We start from the raw sequence: 14,547 nt of genomic DNA, 5'->3' as shown, positions 1-14,547 counted from the left end.
CTCCTCCGCCGCGCCGTAGCTTTCCCAGGGCGCTGCGTCGGCATGGTGATGGATTGAACGATGGAAAAAGTTCCAATGACTGCGGCGGGATACAACCGCCTGCAAGAGGAGTTGAAGCACCTCAAGACTGTCGAACGGCCCAACGTCATCAAGGCGATCGCCGAGGCGCGTGAGCACGGGGACCTGTCGGAGAACGCCGAATACACCGCCGCGCGTGAACGTCAGAGCTTCATCGAGGGCCGCGTCGCGGAGCTGGAGGACAAGATCAGCCGCGCCGAGGTCATCGACCCGACGAAGCTGTCCGGCAGTTCGGTGAAGTTCGGTGCCACCGTCACGCTCGCGGACGAGGACACCGACGAGGAGATCACCTACCAGATCGTCGGCCAGGACGAGAGCGACATCAAGAACGGCATGCTGTCCATCCAGGCGCCGCTGGCCCGCGCGCTGATCAACAAGTCGGTCGGCGACAGCGTGGAAGTCTCCACGCCGGGCGGCTCCAAGGTCTACGAGATCGTCACCGTCGCCTTCAAGTAAGCGCGGGTTCAAGCTTCAGGGGCCGGTTCGCAAGACACGGCCCCGCCACCGACCGCGAGCCGATACAAAACACCCCGCACCGACAGCCGGTGCGGGGTGTTTTGCATTCACCCTCGGCCGTCTTTTCAACAGCCTGTTACCCCCGCAGCCGCTCCGCCAGAAAGGCGCTGACCCGCTCGATGGCATCCTTGCGGGCGGACTCGTCGGTGCCGACCGTCGCCTCGCCCGCCGGGGCGGTCGCCAGATTGCGGCGCTTGCGCAGCGGCGAATGGGGGGAGTCGAAGCCGTGATGGGCGTCGGGATAAACCACCACCTCGGTGCGCTCCTTCACCGGCTCTCGGCTCGCCAGTTCCAGGCAGCGCTCCGCCGGAGTCCATTCGTCCTTGCCGCCCAGAAGCATCAGCAGCGGGCCCTCCGGCTGCCAGTCGGCGTCGCTCAGCGGCGTCCGGCAACCGGGATAGAAGGCGATGGCGGCGCGGAAGCCGTTCCCCTGCCCGCCTGGCCCATAGGCGGCCAGCACCGTGCCCGCCCCCTGCGACCAGCCCATCAGGGCGATCCGATCGCTGTCCACGTCGCTGCGCGCGCGCAGATAGGCCAGCGCCGCCCAGGCGTCGCGCTTGCGTTCCTCGGTCGCCCGGACGGGACGGTCCTTGGCCGTGCAGACCTCCGCCACGCCGCGCGGGCCAAAGCTGTCCACCATCAGCACCGCGTAGCCCTGCTCGCGCAACGTCAGCGCCCAATCGATGTGCCGGGACGCCACCCGCCCGGTCTTGGCGTAGAGGCCGCTGCAGCCGTGCAGCAGGACGACCGTGGGATAGGGGGCGGTGGGATAGGAGCCGTCGGCCCTGGGGCGCAGAAACCGCCCGGTCAGGGGCGTCGGGGCGCCGCTGGTCAGGTCGGCGTCGAGCGAGGGGAAGCGGACGATCTCCTCCGCATGGACGCCCGGCGTGGCCGCCAGCGCCGGCGGGAAGCCGAGCAGGGGCGGCAGGGCCAGCGCGACGGCGAACGCCAGCGTCGGCAGGTGACGGCGCGGCGGAAGGGCACGGCGGCGGGGTGAGGCCATCATCGTCTCCCGGTCACGGACAGGATCGGCGGAATCGGTGTCGCGCGAGTTTAGCACCTCCGCCGCGGAAAACATCGCACGCGCGAAGACGGGCAGGAATCCATTTTCGGAAACGCTCGGCGTCAGAAAATTGCGCGAGGCCCGCGTTCCCGAAACGCGAACAGCCGGCACCACATCCCATACGCGGGGTGCGGTGCCGGCTGTCCGGGAAAAGGCTTCGCGTCGGTGCGGCGCCGCGTCAGCGGCGCGCCACTCGGGTCGAGGGCTCGTCCTCGTCCACCTCGTCCTCATCCTCCAGCGAGTCGGGGATGTCCGGCGAGTCGACGTCGATCGGCACACCGGGCGTGTGCTTCGAGGTGCGGATCGACAGGGCCGACTTGACGTGCGCCACGTTGGGCGCCGCCGTCAGCTTCGTGGTCAGGAAGCGCTGGTAGTCGTCCCAGTCCTCCGCCACGATCTTCAGCAGGAAATCATACTCGCCCGCCAGCATGTTGCACTCACGCACCATGGGCCAGGAGTTGACGAGTTCCTCGAATTTCTTTAGGTCCACTTCAGCTTGGCTGGACAGGCCGACCTGGGCGAACACGGTGACACCGAACCCGAGCGCGTCAGGGTTGATGTCAGCGTGATAGCCGCGGATGAAGCCCGCCTCTTCCAAGGCGCGGACACGCCGCAAACACGGAGGGGCAGAGATGCCGGCACGCCTCGCGAGTTCTACGTTGGTCATCCGGCCGTCATTTTGCAGGTCGCGCAAAATCCGCCGGTCAATTCGGTCGAGTTTGACCCGCCGCATGGTTTGCTCGGTCGCTCCGGGGGTGATTTGAAGAAAGGATATTACACGGCGAAGCCATCCACGCCAAGCAAGAAACCCGTATCGGCGCTGGTGGAAAAACTTTCTATCGATGTATCCGGTCCCGACGCCCACCCAGACGCGACAACCAGCCGCACCCCCAAACCATTCGCCCCAAACCATTCGCCCCAAACCAATCGTGTGACGATGCAGTCCTCTCTTTCCGGTTCCCTCAGCTGTTGGGTCGTGTCGGACGGCAAGCCCGGCATGGAAAACCAGTGCATCGGCCTTGCCGAAGCGCTGGGCCTCACCCCCGTCGTGAAGCGCGTGCGGCTGCGCAGCCCGTGGCGGCAGCTCAGCCCCTTCCTGCGGCTGGGCAACCGCTTCGCCGCCGGGCCGGAGGGCGATCCCATCCGCGCCCCCTGGCCCGACCTGATGATCGGGTCGGGGCGTCAGGCCATCGCGCCGCTGCTGGCCGCCAGCAAGCAGTCGCGCGGCCGGACCTTCACCGTCTACATCCAGGACCCGCAGATCAACCCGCGCCATTTCGGCCTCGTCGTTGTGCCCCGCCACGACCGGCTGCGCGGCCCCAACGTCATGGCCACCCGCGGCGCCCTGCACCGCGTGACGCCCAAGCTGCTGGCCGAGGCGGCGGAGCGCCACGCCCCCCGGCTCGCCGACCTGCCGCACCCGCGCGTCGCCGTGCTGATCGGCGGCACCAACGGCGTCTACGCCCTGACCCCGACCATCATGGGCGATGTTGCGGAGAAGCTGTCGGAGCTGGCTCGCAGCAAGGGGGCCGGGCTGATGGTCACCCCGTCGCGCCGCACCGGCGCCGACAACGAGGCGATCCTGCGCGCCCGCCTGAACGGCCTGCCGGCGGAGGTGTGGGACGGCACCGGCGAGAATCCCTATTTCGCCTATCTCGGCTTGGCCGACGCCGTGGTGGTGACCTGCGACAGCGTGTCCATGACCTCGGAAGCCTGCTCCACCGGGAAGCCGGTCTATGTGATCGAATTGGAGGGCGGCTCGCCCAAATTCCGCAGTTTCCACGAAGAACTCTACAGGGAAGGCATCACCCGGCCCTTCACCGGCGCCTTGGAGCACTGGGCCTATCCAACACTGGACGACACCCGGCAAGTCGCCGAAGAGGTGCGCCATCGCCTTCTCGCCCACCGCGCCAAGCACGGCGCCTGAAATCCGCTGCGCGCCACGCTCCGCAATGCCGCGACGTATCGTTGTTTACTTGCGCTTTTCAGGGGAGAGTCCTGTCAAACGGTTCATGAACGCTAATTCATTTAGCGCGTGCACCACCCCATGGTAATTCGCCTTTACCGCTGGGACGCATTGGATCTTTTCTCATGGTTTCGCCTGACGCGGTCCAGGACGCCTTCATCCGCTGCCTGGACGATGCCCCGACCAAGGACGCCCCCTATCGCCACTGGCTGTTGTCGCGCGCGCTCCCCGACGAGGCCGCGGACGGCATCGCCGCCCTGCCCTGGGCGCCGCCGCCGGTCGGCGACACCATGGGCAGGCGGGACACCAACAACGCCACCCGCAGCTACTTCTGCGCCCGCAGCCGGGCCGAGCATCCCGTCTGCGAGGCGGTCGCCACGGCCTTCCAGCGACGGACGGTGACGGAGGCGATCGAGCGGACCTGCGGCGTCGATCTGGCCGGCACCTCGCTGCGCATCGAATATTGCCAGGACACCGACGGCTTCTGGCTGGAGCCGCATACGGACATCGGCGTGAAGAAATTCACGATGCTGATCTATCTCTCCAAGGGGCCGGACTGCGCCGACTGGGGCACCGACATGCTGGACGCCACCCGCACCGTCGTCACCCGCGCGTCCTACGCCTTCAACGGGGGATTGGCCTTCGTCCCCGGAACGAACACCTGGCATGGCTTCGCCCGGCGCCCGATCCGCGGCGTGCGCAAGTCGATCATCGTGAACTATGTCGGCCCGGAATGGCGCGCCCGCCACGAGCTGGCCTTCCCCGACACGCCTGTCGCCTGAATTGCCGTGGCCTGAGTTGCCGTCTGGAGACCGCCCCATGTCCATGCCCTCTTCCATGCTGGATCTGGACCGCTTCCGCGCCACCCCGCTGCGGCGCGACCCCTTCGACTTCCTCTGCGTCCCCGGCTTCGTGAAGCGGGAGCATCTGGAAGCCCTGCACCGCGACTACCCCAAGGTGGACAAGCCCGGTTCCATCCCCCTGGGCGTCTTTCCGCAAGGCCCGGCCTTCGACGCCCTGATCGAGGAACTGCGCGGCAAGGCGGTCTGTCAGGCCTTTTCGGAGAAGTTCACGCTGGACCTGTCGCGCTACCCGACGATGTTCACCGCCCGCGGCATGTGCCGGGCGACCGACGGCAAGATCCACCCCGATTCGGCCAGCAAGATCGTCACCGTCCTGATCTACATGAACCCGCCCTGGGAGGCGTCGGGCGGACGCCTGCGCGTGCTGCGCAGCCCGGACCTGGAGGATTACGCCGCCGAAGTGCCGCCGGACGAGGGCACGCTGCTGTGCTTCCGCCGCTCCGACACCTCCTGGCACGGGCATCATTCCTTCGAGGGCCGGCGCCGCGCCGTGCAGATGAACTGGGTTCGGAACAGCGCCTACATCTGGCACGAGCAGTGGCGCCACCGCGTCGGCGCCTGGCTGAAGAACCGGACGGGGGCCGTGCCGGCGCGCACCTGATGGGGAGTTCTCAGGCGGCCGGGGTGAAACATCGTCCCCATGATGGCCCGGCATGGCAGGCTTTCCGATGACAGCGCGTCGGAACTGGACCATATGTTCGGCGCGGCCCTATGGTCCGCGTCAGACCAGATCGTGACGGACAGAGCGATGCCCAGCACCCACCACACCAAGGTTCTCATCATCGGCGCCGGTCCTGCCGGCTACACCGCGGCCATCTACGCGGCGCGCGCCAACCTGCAGCCGCTGATGGTGCAGGGCATGCAGCCGGGCGGCCAGCTCATGATCACCACCGACGTCGAGAATTATCCCGGCTTCGCCGACCCCATCCAGGGGCCGTGGCTGATGGAGCAGATGCAGAAGCAGGCGGAGCATGTCGGGACCAAGATGGTCTTCGACCTGATCACCGACGTCGATTTCAGCCAGCGCCCCTTCGTCTGCAAGGGCGACTCGGGCGACACCTACACCGCCGACAGCGTCATCATCGCGACCGGCGCGCAAGCGCGCTGGCTGGGCATCTCCAGCGAGGAGATCTACCGCGGCTTCGGCGTGTCGGCCTGCGCCACCTGCGACGGCTTCTTCTTCCGCGGCAAGGAGATCGCCGTGATCGGCGGCGGCAACTCCGCGGTGGAGGAGGCGCTCTACCTCACCAACCACGCCTCCAAGGTGACGGTCATCCACCGCCGCGACAGCTTCCGCGCCGAGCGGATCATGCAGGACCGGCTGTTCCGCAACCCCAAGATCGAGGTGGTGTGGGACAGCGTGGTCGAGGAGATCGTCGGCGAGGGCGACGGCTCGCTGGGCAACCCGCGCGGCGTCACCGGCGTGCGCGTGAAGAACGTGAAGTCGGGCGAGGAGCGGGTGATCCCGGTGGCCGGCGTCTTCGTCGCCATCGGCCATGTGCCGGCCACCGCCGTCTTCCAGGGCAAGGTGGAGACCGACTCCGAGGGCTACATCGTCACCGCCCCCGACTCGACGGCCACCAACGTGCCGGGCGTCTTCGCTGCGGGCGACGTGAAGGACAAGATCTACCGGCAGGCCGTCACCGCCGCGGGCATGGGCTGCATGGCCGCCCTGGAGGCCGAGCGCTGGCTGGCCCACCACGAGGGCGAGCCGAGCCCGGCGGGCAACTGGTAAACTGTTGGCGGGGGTCGGGCGACCGGTCCCCTCCTACCGCCGGTTCATCATCCCATCGATGCTGAACCGCCCGGCCCCGGCGGCGATCAGCGCCAGGAAGCCGCCGATGATGGCGAGGTTCTTCATGAACTGGATGCGCTGCATCCCCTGCGCCTCCGGCGGGTAGCTCCAGTAGCGGTGGGCGATCAGCGTCGCCATGATGGTGAAGAGAATCACCGCCGCCGCGGCCAGCCGCGTCCAGGCCCCCAGCACCACGGCCAGCCCGCCGAAGCACTCCACCGCACCGCCCAGCGCGGCCAGCAGCATCGGCATGGGCAACCCCTGGCCCCCAAGGCTTTCAGCGAAGCCGCCGAGATTCATCAGCTTGCCGAAGCCGCTCTCCACGAAGATCGCTCCGATCAGCAGCCTTGCAGCCAGCAGCAGCGCGTCCTGCGCGCCCGTCGCCGCCCGGTCCGCTCCCCGCGCTCGGTCGTAATTGTAGGAGGCCATGGCGCCCTCTCCCGTGTCCATCGGACATCCCAGGAGAACGTGCGGCCCCACCCGGTTGTTTCGCCCCCTGTTCTTTTGTCCGGCCCCAAAAGGACGGGGCGCCGCCCCGAAGGACGGCGCCCCATCGAATCGCAAACCGCTGTTCAGCGTCGACTACTCCAGCATGGAGCGCAGCATCCAGGCGGTCTTCTCATGGATCTGCAGGCGCTGGGTCAGCAGGTCGGCGGTCGGCTGGTCGTTGGCCTCCTCGGCGGTCGGGAAGACCTTCCGGGCGGTGCGGGCGACGGCCTCATGCCCCTCGACGAGCTGGCGCAGCATCTCCTGGGCGTTCGGAACGCCCTGCTCCTCCTTGATCGAGGCGAGCTTGGTGAACTGCGAGAAGCTGCCCGGCGCGGGATAGCCGAGCGCGCGGATGCGCTCCGCCACCTCGTCCAGGGCGGTCCACAGCTCCGTGTACTGGGTCATGAACATGGTGTGGAGCGTGTTGAACATCGGCCCCGTGACGTTCCAGTGGAAGGAATGCGTCTTCAGGTACAGGGCGAAGGTGTCGGCGAGCACGTTGTTCAGGCCTTCGGCGATGGCCTTGCGGTCGGCTTCCGCGATCCCGATGTCGATCTGCATGGTTTCTCAATCCTCCGAGGGGTTGTCTTCCATTCTTGGCTGCAATCGAGGCTACGCCCCGCTGCGCCCCGGGTAAAGACCCTACTTTAGAAAGTTTCTAAAAAGCAGCCCTGCGCAACCCGCATGCCCCGGCATGCCGTGAAGGCCACCCCGACAAGCTTGGGCGCGCCCGATGCGGGTCAAGATGTGCGCCGCAACAGCAACCGTATCAAGCTCCGCGAACACGCGGCCGCGCGGCGTCAATGGTACAAGCCGACATAGGCGACCAGATCCTGACCCGGCACCCGCTTCACGAAGGTGGTTTTCGGCTCGATCCGGTTGCTGGCCGGGTTCAGCCAGCGGTATTCCACCCAGCCCTCGCCCGCGTCCCGCGCCACCGACAGGATGTCACGGACGATGTCGCGCCCGTCGGGGTCCTTCACGTTGATCACGCTGACCCCGACCCCGGCGGGCCGGGGCGGATACACCTTCCACACCCCGGCGAAGTCGATGACCGTGACGTAGAGCGCCCCGTGCTTGAACTCCCCGTCGCTGTTGAACGCCGCCGCCGCCGCGTCCAGCCCCTTGGCGGCGATCAGGTCCGCGGCCTTCAGCGCAATGGCGCGGACCTGTTCCCGCTCCGGATCGCCGGGCTGGGCGTAGGCATCCGCGGGGTGGACCGTCGCGACCAGAAGGGCGGTCAGCAAGACCCACAGGACGCGGAGCGGCGGTGTTCGGACGAAGGCGCTCATGGCAAATCTCACGACAAATCCCCCGGACCGGCCAATGCGGAAGCGAGACGCGGAAAGGGGCGCCGATCGGTTCGCCCACTGTCGAAAGAAAGTCGGCCTCCGGCAATCCGCAATCCTGCGGCCTATTGCCGCAAAGTTCCGCACACGCCACACTGTTCCCAGCGTCCGGAACCATGAAGGCCCGCCCAGCCTCCGCCGACCCCTCGGCCCCATCCAATGGAGCGCGCCGGCCCGGACCGCATTTGGGAGGAGCATCGCATGCGCATCGCAATCATGGGGGCGGGCGCGGTCGGCGGCTATTTCGGCGCGCGCCTCGCGGCGACCCACGGAGCCGAGGTGCATTTCATCGCCCGCGGCCGGCATCTGGAGGCCATCCGCCGCGACGGCCTGCGCATCGAGAGCCAAGCCGCACCCCTGCACCTGACCGACGTCCGCGCGACCGACGACCCGGCGGAGGTCGGGCCGGTGGACCTCGTGCTGTTCGCGGTCAAGCTGTGGGACACCGACCGCGCCGCGGAGGCCTGCCGCCCGCTGGTGCAGCCGGGCACCGTGGTCGTCACCGTGCAGAACGGCGTCACCGGCCTGGACACGCTGTGCCAGATCCTGGGGCGGGAGCATGTGGCGGGGGGCGTCGCCCACATCGGCGCCACCATCGCCGCCCCCGGCGTGATCCGCCACACCGGGACGCTGGCCCGCCTGACCTACGGGGAGCTCGACGGGCGCCCTTCCCCCCGGCTGACCGCCTTCCACGCGCTGGCCGAGGCGGCCGGGTTCGAGGCGGTGCTGTCCGCGGCGATCCTGCGCGCCCAGTGGGAGAAGTTCGCCTTCCTGGCGCCCTTCAGCGGGGTCACCGCCCTGACCCGCCAACCCGCCGGGGTGATCCGCCGCGTTCCGGAAAGCCGCGCCCTGTTCCTCGACGCGGTGGCCGAGGTCGCCCGGCTGGCCCGCGCCCGCGAGGTGGATCTGGGCACCGGCATCGTCGCCCGGGTCGAGGCGCTGCTCGACGGCCTGCCGCCCGCCATGACCTCGTCCATGCTGAACGACCTGACGCGGGGCGGGCGGCTGGAGCTGCCCTGGCTGTCCGGGGCGGTGGTGCAACTCGGGTCGGAGCTGGGGGTGCCGACACCCGTCCACCGGGTGATCGCGGCGGCCCTGGCGCCCTACGCCGACGGCCCGCCTTGAGGAAAGACACCCCGACCGGGGGCGGCGTGACGTCATGCCGCCCCTTTTTTCCATCGACAGGTCCCCCGCCGCGGGTGGACCATAACCTTGAAAAGGCACTGTTTTCAAAGCACCGGACCAGTCCGGCACCCTGTCAGGGCCATGCGCGCCGCCGGTAGTTCCGGCCACAGCGTCCCACCCGGCCCACCCAGGCCACCCGGCGTTCCGGCCGATGCCCACACGGGAAGACGCCATACGGGAGGTGTGCATGCCCCATACTCAGATCCAGACGGCCCGCTGCGCTGCGCTGGTCGGCCCCTATCTCAGCGGCAAGACATCGCTTCTGGAAAGCCTGTTGTCCGCCGCCGGGGCGACCACGCGCAAGGGCAGCGTCCGCGACGGCAACGCGGTCGGCGACAGCTCCCCCGAGGCCAAGGCCCGGCAGATGAGCGTCGAGGTCAACGTCGCCTCCTTCGAATTCATGGGCGAACGCTGGGGTGTGCTCGACTGCCCCGGCTCGGTGGAACTGGCCTGCGAGACGCAGAGCGCCCTGATGGTGGCGGACGTCGCGGTGATCGTGGCCGAGGCGGCGCCGGAAAAGGCCGTGCTGCTCGCTCCCCTGTTCAAGTTCCTCGACGACAACCGCATCCCCCACCTGCTGTTCATCAACAAGGTGGACAGCCTGGGCGACCTGCGGGTGCGCGACGTGGTGCAGGCCTATCAGGCGGTGTCGGCGCGCAAGCTGGTGCTGCGCGAGGTGCCGATCCGCGAGGGCGGGAAGATCACCGGCTTCGTCGATCTGGTCAGCGAGCGCGCTTGGCACTTCAACCCGCACAAGCCGTCCAACCTCGTCCAGATCCCCGACAGCCTGAAGGACCGCGAGCACGAGGCCCGGCAGGAGATGCTGGAGGCGGTCGCCGACTATGACGACGCCCTTCTGGAAAAGCTGCTGGAGGACGTCGCCCCCGACACGCAGGAGGTCTATGACCGGCTGGCCAGCGAGCTGGCCGACGACCTGATCGTCCCGGTCTTCTTCGGCTCGGCGGAGAACGACAACGGCATCCGCCGCCTGCTGAAGGCGCTGCGCCACGAAGGGCCGGACGTCGCCACCTCGGCGGAGCGCGCCGGCATCCCGGCGGACGCCACGGTGGCCGCCCAGGTCTTCAAGACGCTGAACGGCTCGCACGCCGGCAAGATCAGCCTCGCGCGGGTGTGGCGCGGCACGGTCAACGACGGCATGACGCTGGGCGGGGAGCGGGTGTCCGGCGTCTTCCGCATGATGGGCCACAATCAGGAGAAGCTGTCCCAGGCCGCGGCCGGCGAGGTGGTCGCGCTCGGCCGGCTCGACAAGGCGGCGACCGGCGACCTGCTGACCGACAAGGGCAACGCCGGCCGGTCGGCGCTGTGGCCGGAGCTGCCGCCGCCGGTCTTCGGCCTCGCCCTGCACGCCCAGAACCGCAACGACGAGGTGAAGCTGACCGCGGCCATCCAGAAGCTGGTCGAGGAGGACCCGTCGCTGAAGCTGGACCAGTCCACCGACACCGGCGAGCTGGTGCTGTGGGGCCAGGGCGACATTCATCTCCAGATCGCCATGGACCGGCTGCGCAACAAGTTCAACGTCTCGGTCAAGGGTGTGCCGCCGCAGGTGCCCTACCGCGAGTCGATCCGCAAGGGCACGTCCCACCACGCCCGCTACAAGCGGCAGACCGGCGGCCACGGCCAGTTCGCCGACATCCATGTGGAGGTCAAGCCGCTGCCCCGCGGCACCGGCTTCCAGTTCGAGGATGGCATCGTCGGCGGCGTCGTGCCGCGCCAGTTCATCCCGGCGGTGGAGAACGGCGTGCGCGACTACGCGGTGCGCGGGCCGCTGGGCTTCCCCGTGGTGGATTTCGCGGTGCGGCTGACCGGCGGCCAGTTCCACGCCGTGGACAGCTCCGAGATGGCCTTCAAGACGGTGGCACGTCAGGCGATGACCGAGGCGCTTCCCGCCTGCGAGCCAGTGCTTCTGGAGCCGATCCTGACCGTCTCCATCGCCGTGCCCAGCGACTTCACCTCGAAGGTGCAGCGGCTGGTCAGCGGGCGGCGCGGGCAGATCCTGGGCTACGACGCGCGCCCCGGCTGGCAGGGCTGGGACGAGGTGAAAGCCTATCTGCCGCAGGCCGAAATCCATGATCTGATCGTCGAGCTGCGCTCCCTCTCGCTCGGCGTCGGCACCTTCACCTGGAGCTTCGAGCGCCTGCAGGAACTGACCGGCAAGGCCGCCGACAAGGCGGTGGAGATCCGCAAGGAGACGCTGGCCGCGCAATAAGCGGCGGTGTGTGGATGCACGGGGCCGGAGGAGCGTCCTCCGGCCCTTTTTCATGGCCGGAAGGCGCGTGGCGATCGTTCAGGCGCAAGAACGGGGAAAGAATATCAGCCCAACGATAAATCCGTGAACCAAACAATAAGTAAGTCTTTCATAACCGGCCATGTGATGAGGGCAAGCGAGCGATGCATCGATTGCGCTTCTGGTATTGGGTATACCAGGCTACCTTGTCTTCATCGAACGAAGGAGATGATCATGACCTACGCGACTGTAACCCATCTTCACGCCAAGCAGAACGGCACGAAGGGTTCGACTTTCCTGCAGGCCTTCAAGTCCTTCATGGAAGCCTGGTGCGAGAAGTCCCGTCTGTACGGCGTCCTGTGAGCATGTCTTGCGGACAGCCGGACAACACCGGACGACGAAAGGGCCGCGATCCAGTCGCGGCCCTTTCTGATTCCGGTATCATTTAAATCTGCGCGTTTTTTGTCTTTCGACGCCGTCACACCGATACGGCTTCAGTCCAACGTTTCCTCCGCGATCCACAGATGACGGCGGGTCCCGCGCGGAGGCCGGTTCATGTTGGCCGGACGCCCCCAGGGTCGCACGGGAGCGAGAAGGGCACCCGGGTCCCGGTGGCTTTCCCACACTGCGGTCAGTACGGACGCGATGCCAGTCGCGGCGAAAGTGGCGAGGCACAGCGCCACGGCGAGTGAGATTGGTTCCAGAACCATGGAAGCTCCCGCACAAACTGGTCGGCGCGCCGGCTTCGGGCAGCGCAATCCTCTGAGGCAACGCCCCGACAACAGATTGGCCGGCGCGCGTTGCACGGCTTCCCGCTCGCCTTACCCTTCAGCATAGATGCTTTCAGTTCCGCAGGACCCCCGCTTTTTTCACAGGGCGGCAAACCACACAAATCGGTGCGGTTTCTTCGCGCTGACCGGCGCGGCTTTAAAATTCGTGCAGAGTTTGGATTAAAAACCTAGCTGATGCGTCTCCCGCGCCTCCGTCGCTGCGGAGATCGGCGGACGCGACCATCAGTTTTCATCCCTGAAGATATCAATAAATTTTCGTCTCCATAATACTGATACGAGAAAAGGCTGTCCCTGACTCAACAGGGACAGCCTTTGGGGAGGCGACGCAGCGTGCGGCCCAAGCTCGCTGAGTCCATTGTCATATGGATGCATTCATTGTCCTGCGCAACAAGCCAGCTCGATCATGAATTCCTTTTCATGATTCACGCATTTATCATAGCCAATGTGGGTAGTGATGGTTTTAGTCCCCGATTTTCGCATTTTTTCTGAGTCTGAAAAACGTCCCGCCTCCCATGATTTTTTTTCCTACGCTCTGCTGATATTTGGCATACCAAACTATGGCATGCAGGAAACCAGCCCCTGCAGCAAAGCACGGATCGGAAAAGGAGCCGGACGGAACCGGGCCGAAAATTTCTCGAACGGCCCGACGCCAATCGACAGGCCAATCCTAGGGAGGAACGGGAATGAGCGTCAGCTCGACGAACAGCGCGGCCATCGACGCCGATGGCCTCTACGGCGGCACCACCGCGGACGGAAGCGCCAAGAAGGTCATCCGGTTGGAAGCCCCCGGCACCGGCTTCATGGACACCTGGAAGGCCATGGGGCCCGGCATCGCGGCGGCGATGACCGGCATCGGCGCCAGCCACATCATGCACGCGCCGACCGCCGGCGCGCTCTACGGCTACGATCTGCTGTGGGTGATCCTGGCCGCCTACATCATCAAATACTGCGCCTTCGAATTCGCCCACCGCTACACGATGGTGAAGGGCGAATCCATCATCAACGCCTACCACCGCGTCGGCACCTGGCCGCTGTGGTTCATGATCTTCCAGGGCTTCGCCAACACCGTGGGCATCGCCGGCCGCGCGCTCGGCTGTGCGGCTCTGATGTGGGCGGCCTTCCCCTTCATGTCGATGCAGCTCTGGGCGGTCGCCATCCTGCTCCTGACCGTCGGCATCCTGTGGATGGGCAGCTACAAGGCGGTCGAGGGCATCTGCAAGATCCTCATCATCGTCTTCGCCGTGTCCTGCTTCGTGGCCTTCGCGCTCCAGGCCCCGCCGCCGGGCGAGTATCTGTCGCGCCTGCTGCCGACCCTGCCGCCGATCGGGTCGATGATGCTGTTCGGCGCCATGTTCGGCTATTTCCCGACCACGCTGGAAGTCGCGCCCATGCAGTCGAACTGGGCCGTCGACAAGAAGGCCGGCATGGTCAAGGTCAACGAGATGCGGGCCCAGGGGCACACCGTGCACATGGATCCCAACTACATGAAGAACAGCCTGATCCTGTTCAAGCGCGACATGAACATCAGCTACATCATCTCGATGCTGTCGGGCATGATCTTCCTGATCGTCGGTGCCGTCGTGCTGCACCCGCAGGGTCTGGTGCCCAAGGGTTCGGAGATGGGCGTGACCATCGCCAGCATCTACACCGACACCTTCGGCGCGTGGATCTTCCCGGTCATCATCGCCGGCGGCGTGGCCGCCCTGTTCTCCACCGTCTTCACCTACTTCGACGGTCAGGCCCGCCTGTTCGAGGAGTGCGTGGTCCGTCTGAAGCGCGACTGGGACACCGCGGCGATCCGCAAGCTGCTCTACCGCGGCATGCAGGTGACGTGGCTGATCGCCGGCATTGCGGTGGTCTACGGCCTGCCCGAGCCGATCTTCGTGGTCCAGCTCGCCTCGGTCATGGCCCTGGTCTTCTCGCCGGTTCTGTTCTGGCTGACCATCAAGGCGGTCAAGGACAACTTCACCAGCGATTTCGAGCGCGATCTGCTGCCGAGCAAGGTCCAGTTCGCTTGGGCCTGGGGCGGAACCATCAGCCTGGTCGGCTTGACGCTCTACGTCCTCATCACAAAATTCTTCATGTGATGACGCGCGACTGAAAATGACGCGCAGCTGATAAGAAACCTGCGATGGCGTCATGGCGAAGCCGCCATGACGCCACATTCTTTTCACAAATTGCTTCTTCACGAACTCCACGACAACTCC

The 14,547-nt window shown here is 66.7% G+C and carries 14 protein-coding genes; 9 read left to right on the top strand and 5 right to left on the bottom strand.

Annotation, left to right across the window (positions count from 1 at the left end; all coding sequences use genetic code 11):
* The first annotated feature begins 60 nt into the window (after positions 1-60).
* Positions 61-534, top strand: coding sequence for a transcription elongation factor GreA (greA, locus tag DS837_RS00460; protein ID WP_079285121.1), 474 nt, complete (start codon positions 61-63; stop codon positions 532-534).
* A 136-nt stretch (positions 535-670) separates the two neighbouring features.
* On the opposite strand, the gene DS837_RS00455 is transcribed toward greA, so the two are convergent.
* Complete coding sequence (locus tag DS837_RS00455) at positions 671-1,600, bottom strand: dienelactone hydrolase family protein (RefSeq protein ID WP_247889702.1); 930 nt, start codon at positions 1,598-1,600, stop codon at positions 671-673.
* Between the two features lie 235 nt (positions 1,601-1,835).
* Complete coding sequence (locus DS837_RS00450) at positions 1,836-2,390, bottom strand: Lrp/AsnC family transcriptional regulator (RefSeq protein WP_149162969.1); 555 nt, start codon at positions 2,388-2,390, stop codon at positions 1,836-1,838.
* 264 nt (positions 2,391-2,654) lie between these two features.
* Between DS837_RS00450 and DS837_RS00445 the strand changes: the two genes are divergently transcribed.
* From DS837_RS00445 to trxB, 4 genes are all read left to right on the top strand, one after another.
* Complete coding sequence (locus tag DS837_RS00445) at positions 2,655-3,584, top strand: mitochondrial fission ELM1 family protein (protein ID WP_247889701.1); 930 nt, start codon at positions 2,655-2,657, stop codon at positions 3,582-3,584.
* A 164-nt stretch (positions 3,585-3,748) separates the two neighbouring features.
* Positions 3,749-4,405 (top strand): 2OG-Fe(II) oxygenase, encoded by a 657-nt coding sequence (locus DS837_RS00440; protein WP_211102025.1) that lies wholly within the window; start codon positions 3,749-3,751, stop codon positions 4,403-4,405.
* 37 nt (positions 4,406-4,442) lie between these two features.
* Positions 4,443-5,087, top strand: coding sequence for a 2OG-Fe(II) oxygenase (locus DS837_RS00435; protein ID WP_149162967.1), 645 nt, complete (start codon positions 4,443-4,445; stop codon positions 5,085-5,087).
* Between the two features lie 147 nt (positions 5,088-5,234).
* Entirely contained in the window at positions 5,235-6,221 is a 987-nt protein-coding gene (trxB, locus tag DS837_RS00430; RefSeq protein WP_035675595.1) for a thioredoxin-disulfide reductase, read from the top strand.
* Between the two features lie 33 nt (positions 6,222-6,254).
* On the opposite strand, the gene DS837_RS00425 is transcribed toward trxB, so the two are convergent.
* The 3 genes from DS837_RS00425 to DS837_RS00415 form a co-directional block, all read right to left on the bottom strand.
* The gene (locus tag DS837_RS00425) at positions 6,255-6,731 is read right to left on the bottom strand and encodes a DoxX family protein (RefSeq protein WP_247889700.1); all 477 of its coding nucleotides are present in this window, start codon (positions 6,729-6,731) and stop codon (positions 6,255-6,257) included.
* A gap of 132 nt (positions 6,732-6,863) precedes the next feature.
* The gene (locus DS837_RS00420; RefSeq protein WP_035675596.1) at positions 6,864-7,331 is read right to left on the bottom strand and encodes a Dps family protein; all 468 of its coding nucleotides are present in this window, start codon (positions 7,329-7,331) and stop codon (positions 6,864-6,866) included.
* 239 nt (positions 7,332-7,570) lie between these two features.
* On the bottom strand, positions 7,571-8,062 hold the full coding sequence (locus DS837_RS00415; protein ID WP_247889699.1) for a cache domain-containing protein: 492 nt from the start codon (positions 8,060-8,062) through the stop codon (positions 7,571-7,573).
* A 258-nt stretch (positions 8,063-8,320) separates the two neighbouring features.
* On the opposite strand from DS837_RS00415, the gene DS837_RS00410 reads away from it, so the two are divergent.
* From DS837_RS00410 to DS837_RS00400, 4 genes are all read left to right on the top strand, one after another.
* Positions 8,321-9,244, top strand: coding sequence for a ketopantoate reductase family protein (locus DS837_RS00410; protein ID WP_149162965.1), 924 nt, complete (start codon positions 8,321-8,323; stop codon positions 9,242-9,244).
* Positions 9,245-9,491: 247 nt separating this feature from the next.
* Positions 9,492-11,531 carry an elongation factor G gene (locus DS837_RS00405; RefSeq protein WP_149162964.1) on the top strand — a complete coding sequence of 680 codons (2,040 nt, stop codon included), beginning with the start codon at positions 9,492-9,494 and terminating at the stop codon, positions 11,529-11,531.
* A gap of 252 nt (positions 11,532-11,783) precedes the next feature.
* Positions 11,784-11,912, top strand: coding sequence for a hypothetical protein (locus DS837_RS33005; RefSeq protein WP_282187552.1), 129 nt, complete (start codon positions 11,784-11,786; stop codon positions 11,910-11,912).
* Between the two features lie 1,111 nt (positions 11,913-13,023).
* Positions 13,024-14,427, top strand: a complete 1,404-nt coding sequence (locus DS837_RS00400) for an Nramp family divalent metal transporter (protein WP_149162963.1) — start codon at positions 13,024-13,026, stop codon at positions 14,425-14,427.
* The last annotated feature ends 120 nt before the right edge of the window (positions 14,428-14,547 follow it).

The sequence above is a fragment of the Azospirillum brasilense genome (assembly GCF_008365405.1).
Lineage (GTDB): Bacteria > Pseudomonadota > Alphaproteobacteria > Azospirillales > Azospirillaceae > Azospirillum > Azospirillum brasilense_D.
Note: the sequence above shows the minus strand (reverse complement) of the source record. Positions and strands in the feature narration are given on the sequence as shown.

Excerpts from the sequence above, each read along its gene's own strand:
- greA (WP_079285121.1), top strand. The coding sequence starts at position 61 with ATGGAAAAAGTTCCAATGACTGCGGCGGGATACAACCGCCTGCAAGAG.
- DS837_RS00455 (WP_247889702.1), bottom strand. The coding sequence starts at position 1,600 with ATGATGGCCTCACCCCGCCGCCGTGCCCTTCCGCCGCGCCGTCACCTG.
- DS837_RS00450 (WP_149162969.1), bottom strand. The coding sequence starts at position 2,390 with ATGCGGCGGGTCAAACTCGACCGAATTGACCGGCGGATTTTGCGCGAC.
- DS837_RS00445 (WP_247889701.1), top strand. The coding sequence starts at position 2,655 with ATGGAAAACCAGTGCATCGGCCTTGCCGAAGCGCTGGGCCTCACCCCC.
- DS837_RS00440 (WP_211102025.1), top strand. The coding sequence starts at position 3,749 with ATGGTTTCGCCTGACGCGGTCCAGGACGCCTTCATCCGCTGCCTGGAC.
- DS837_RS00435 (WP_149162967.1), top strand. The coding sequence starts at position 4,443 with ATGTCCATGCCCTCTTCCATGCTGGATCTGGACCGCTTCCGCGCCACC.
- trxB (WP_035675595.1), top strand. The coding sequence starts at position 5,235 with ATGCCCAGCACCCACCACACCAAGGTTCTCATCATCGGCGCCGGTCCT.
- DS837_RS00425 (WP_247889700.1), bottom strand. The coding sequence starts at position 6,731 with ATGGACACGGGAGAGGGCGCCATGGCCTCCTACAATTACGACCGAGCG.
- DS837_RS00420 (WP_035675596.1), bottom strand. The coding sequence starts at position 7,331 with ATGCAGATCGACATCGGGATCGCGGAAGCCGACCGCAAGGCCATCGCC.
- DS837_RS00415 (WP_247889699.1), bottom strand. The coding sequence starts at position 8,062 with ATGAGCGCCTTCGTCCGAACACCGCCGCTCCGCGTCCTGTGGGTCTTG.
- DS837_RS00410 (WP_149162965.1), top strand. The coding sequence starts at position 8,321 with ATGCGCATCGCAATCATGGGGGCGGGCGCGGTCGGCGGCTATTTCGGC.
- DS837_RS00405 (WP_149162964.1), top strand. The coding sequence starts at position 9,492 with ATGCCCCATACTCAGATCCAGACGGCCCGCTGCGCTGCGCTGGTCGGC.
- DS837_RS33005 (WP_282187552.1), top strand. The coding sequence starts at position 11,784 with ATGACCTACGCGACTGTAACCCATCTTCACGCCAAGCAGAACGGCACG.
- DS837_RS00400 (WP_149162963.1), top strand. The coding sequence starts at position 13,024 with ATGAGCGTCAGCTCGACGAACAGCGCGGCCATCGACGCCGATGGCCTC.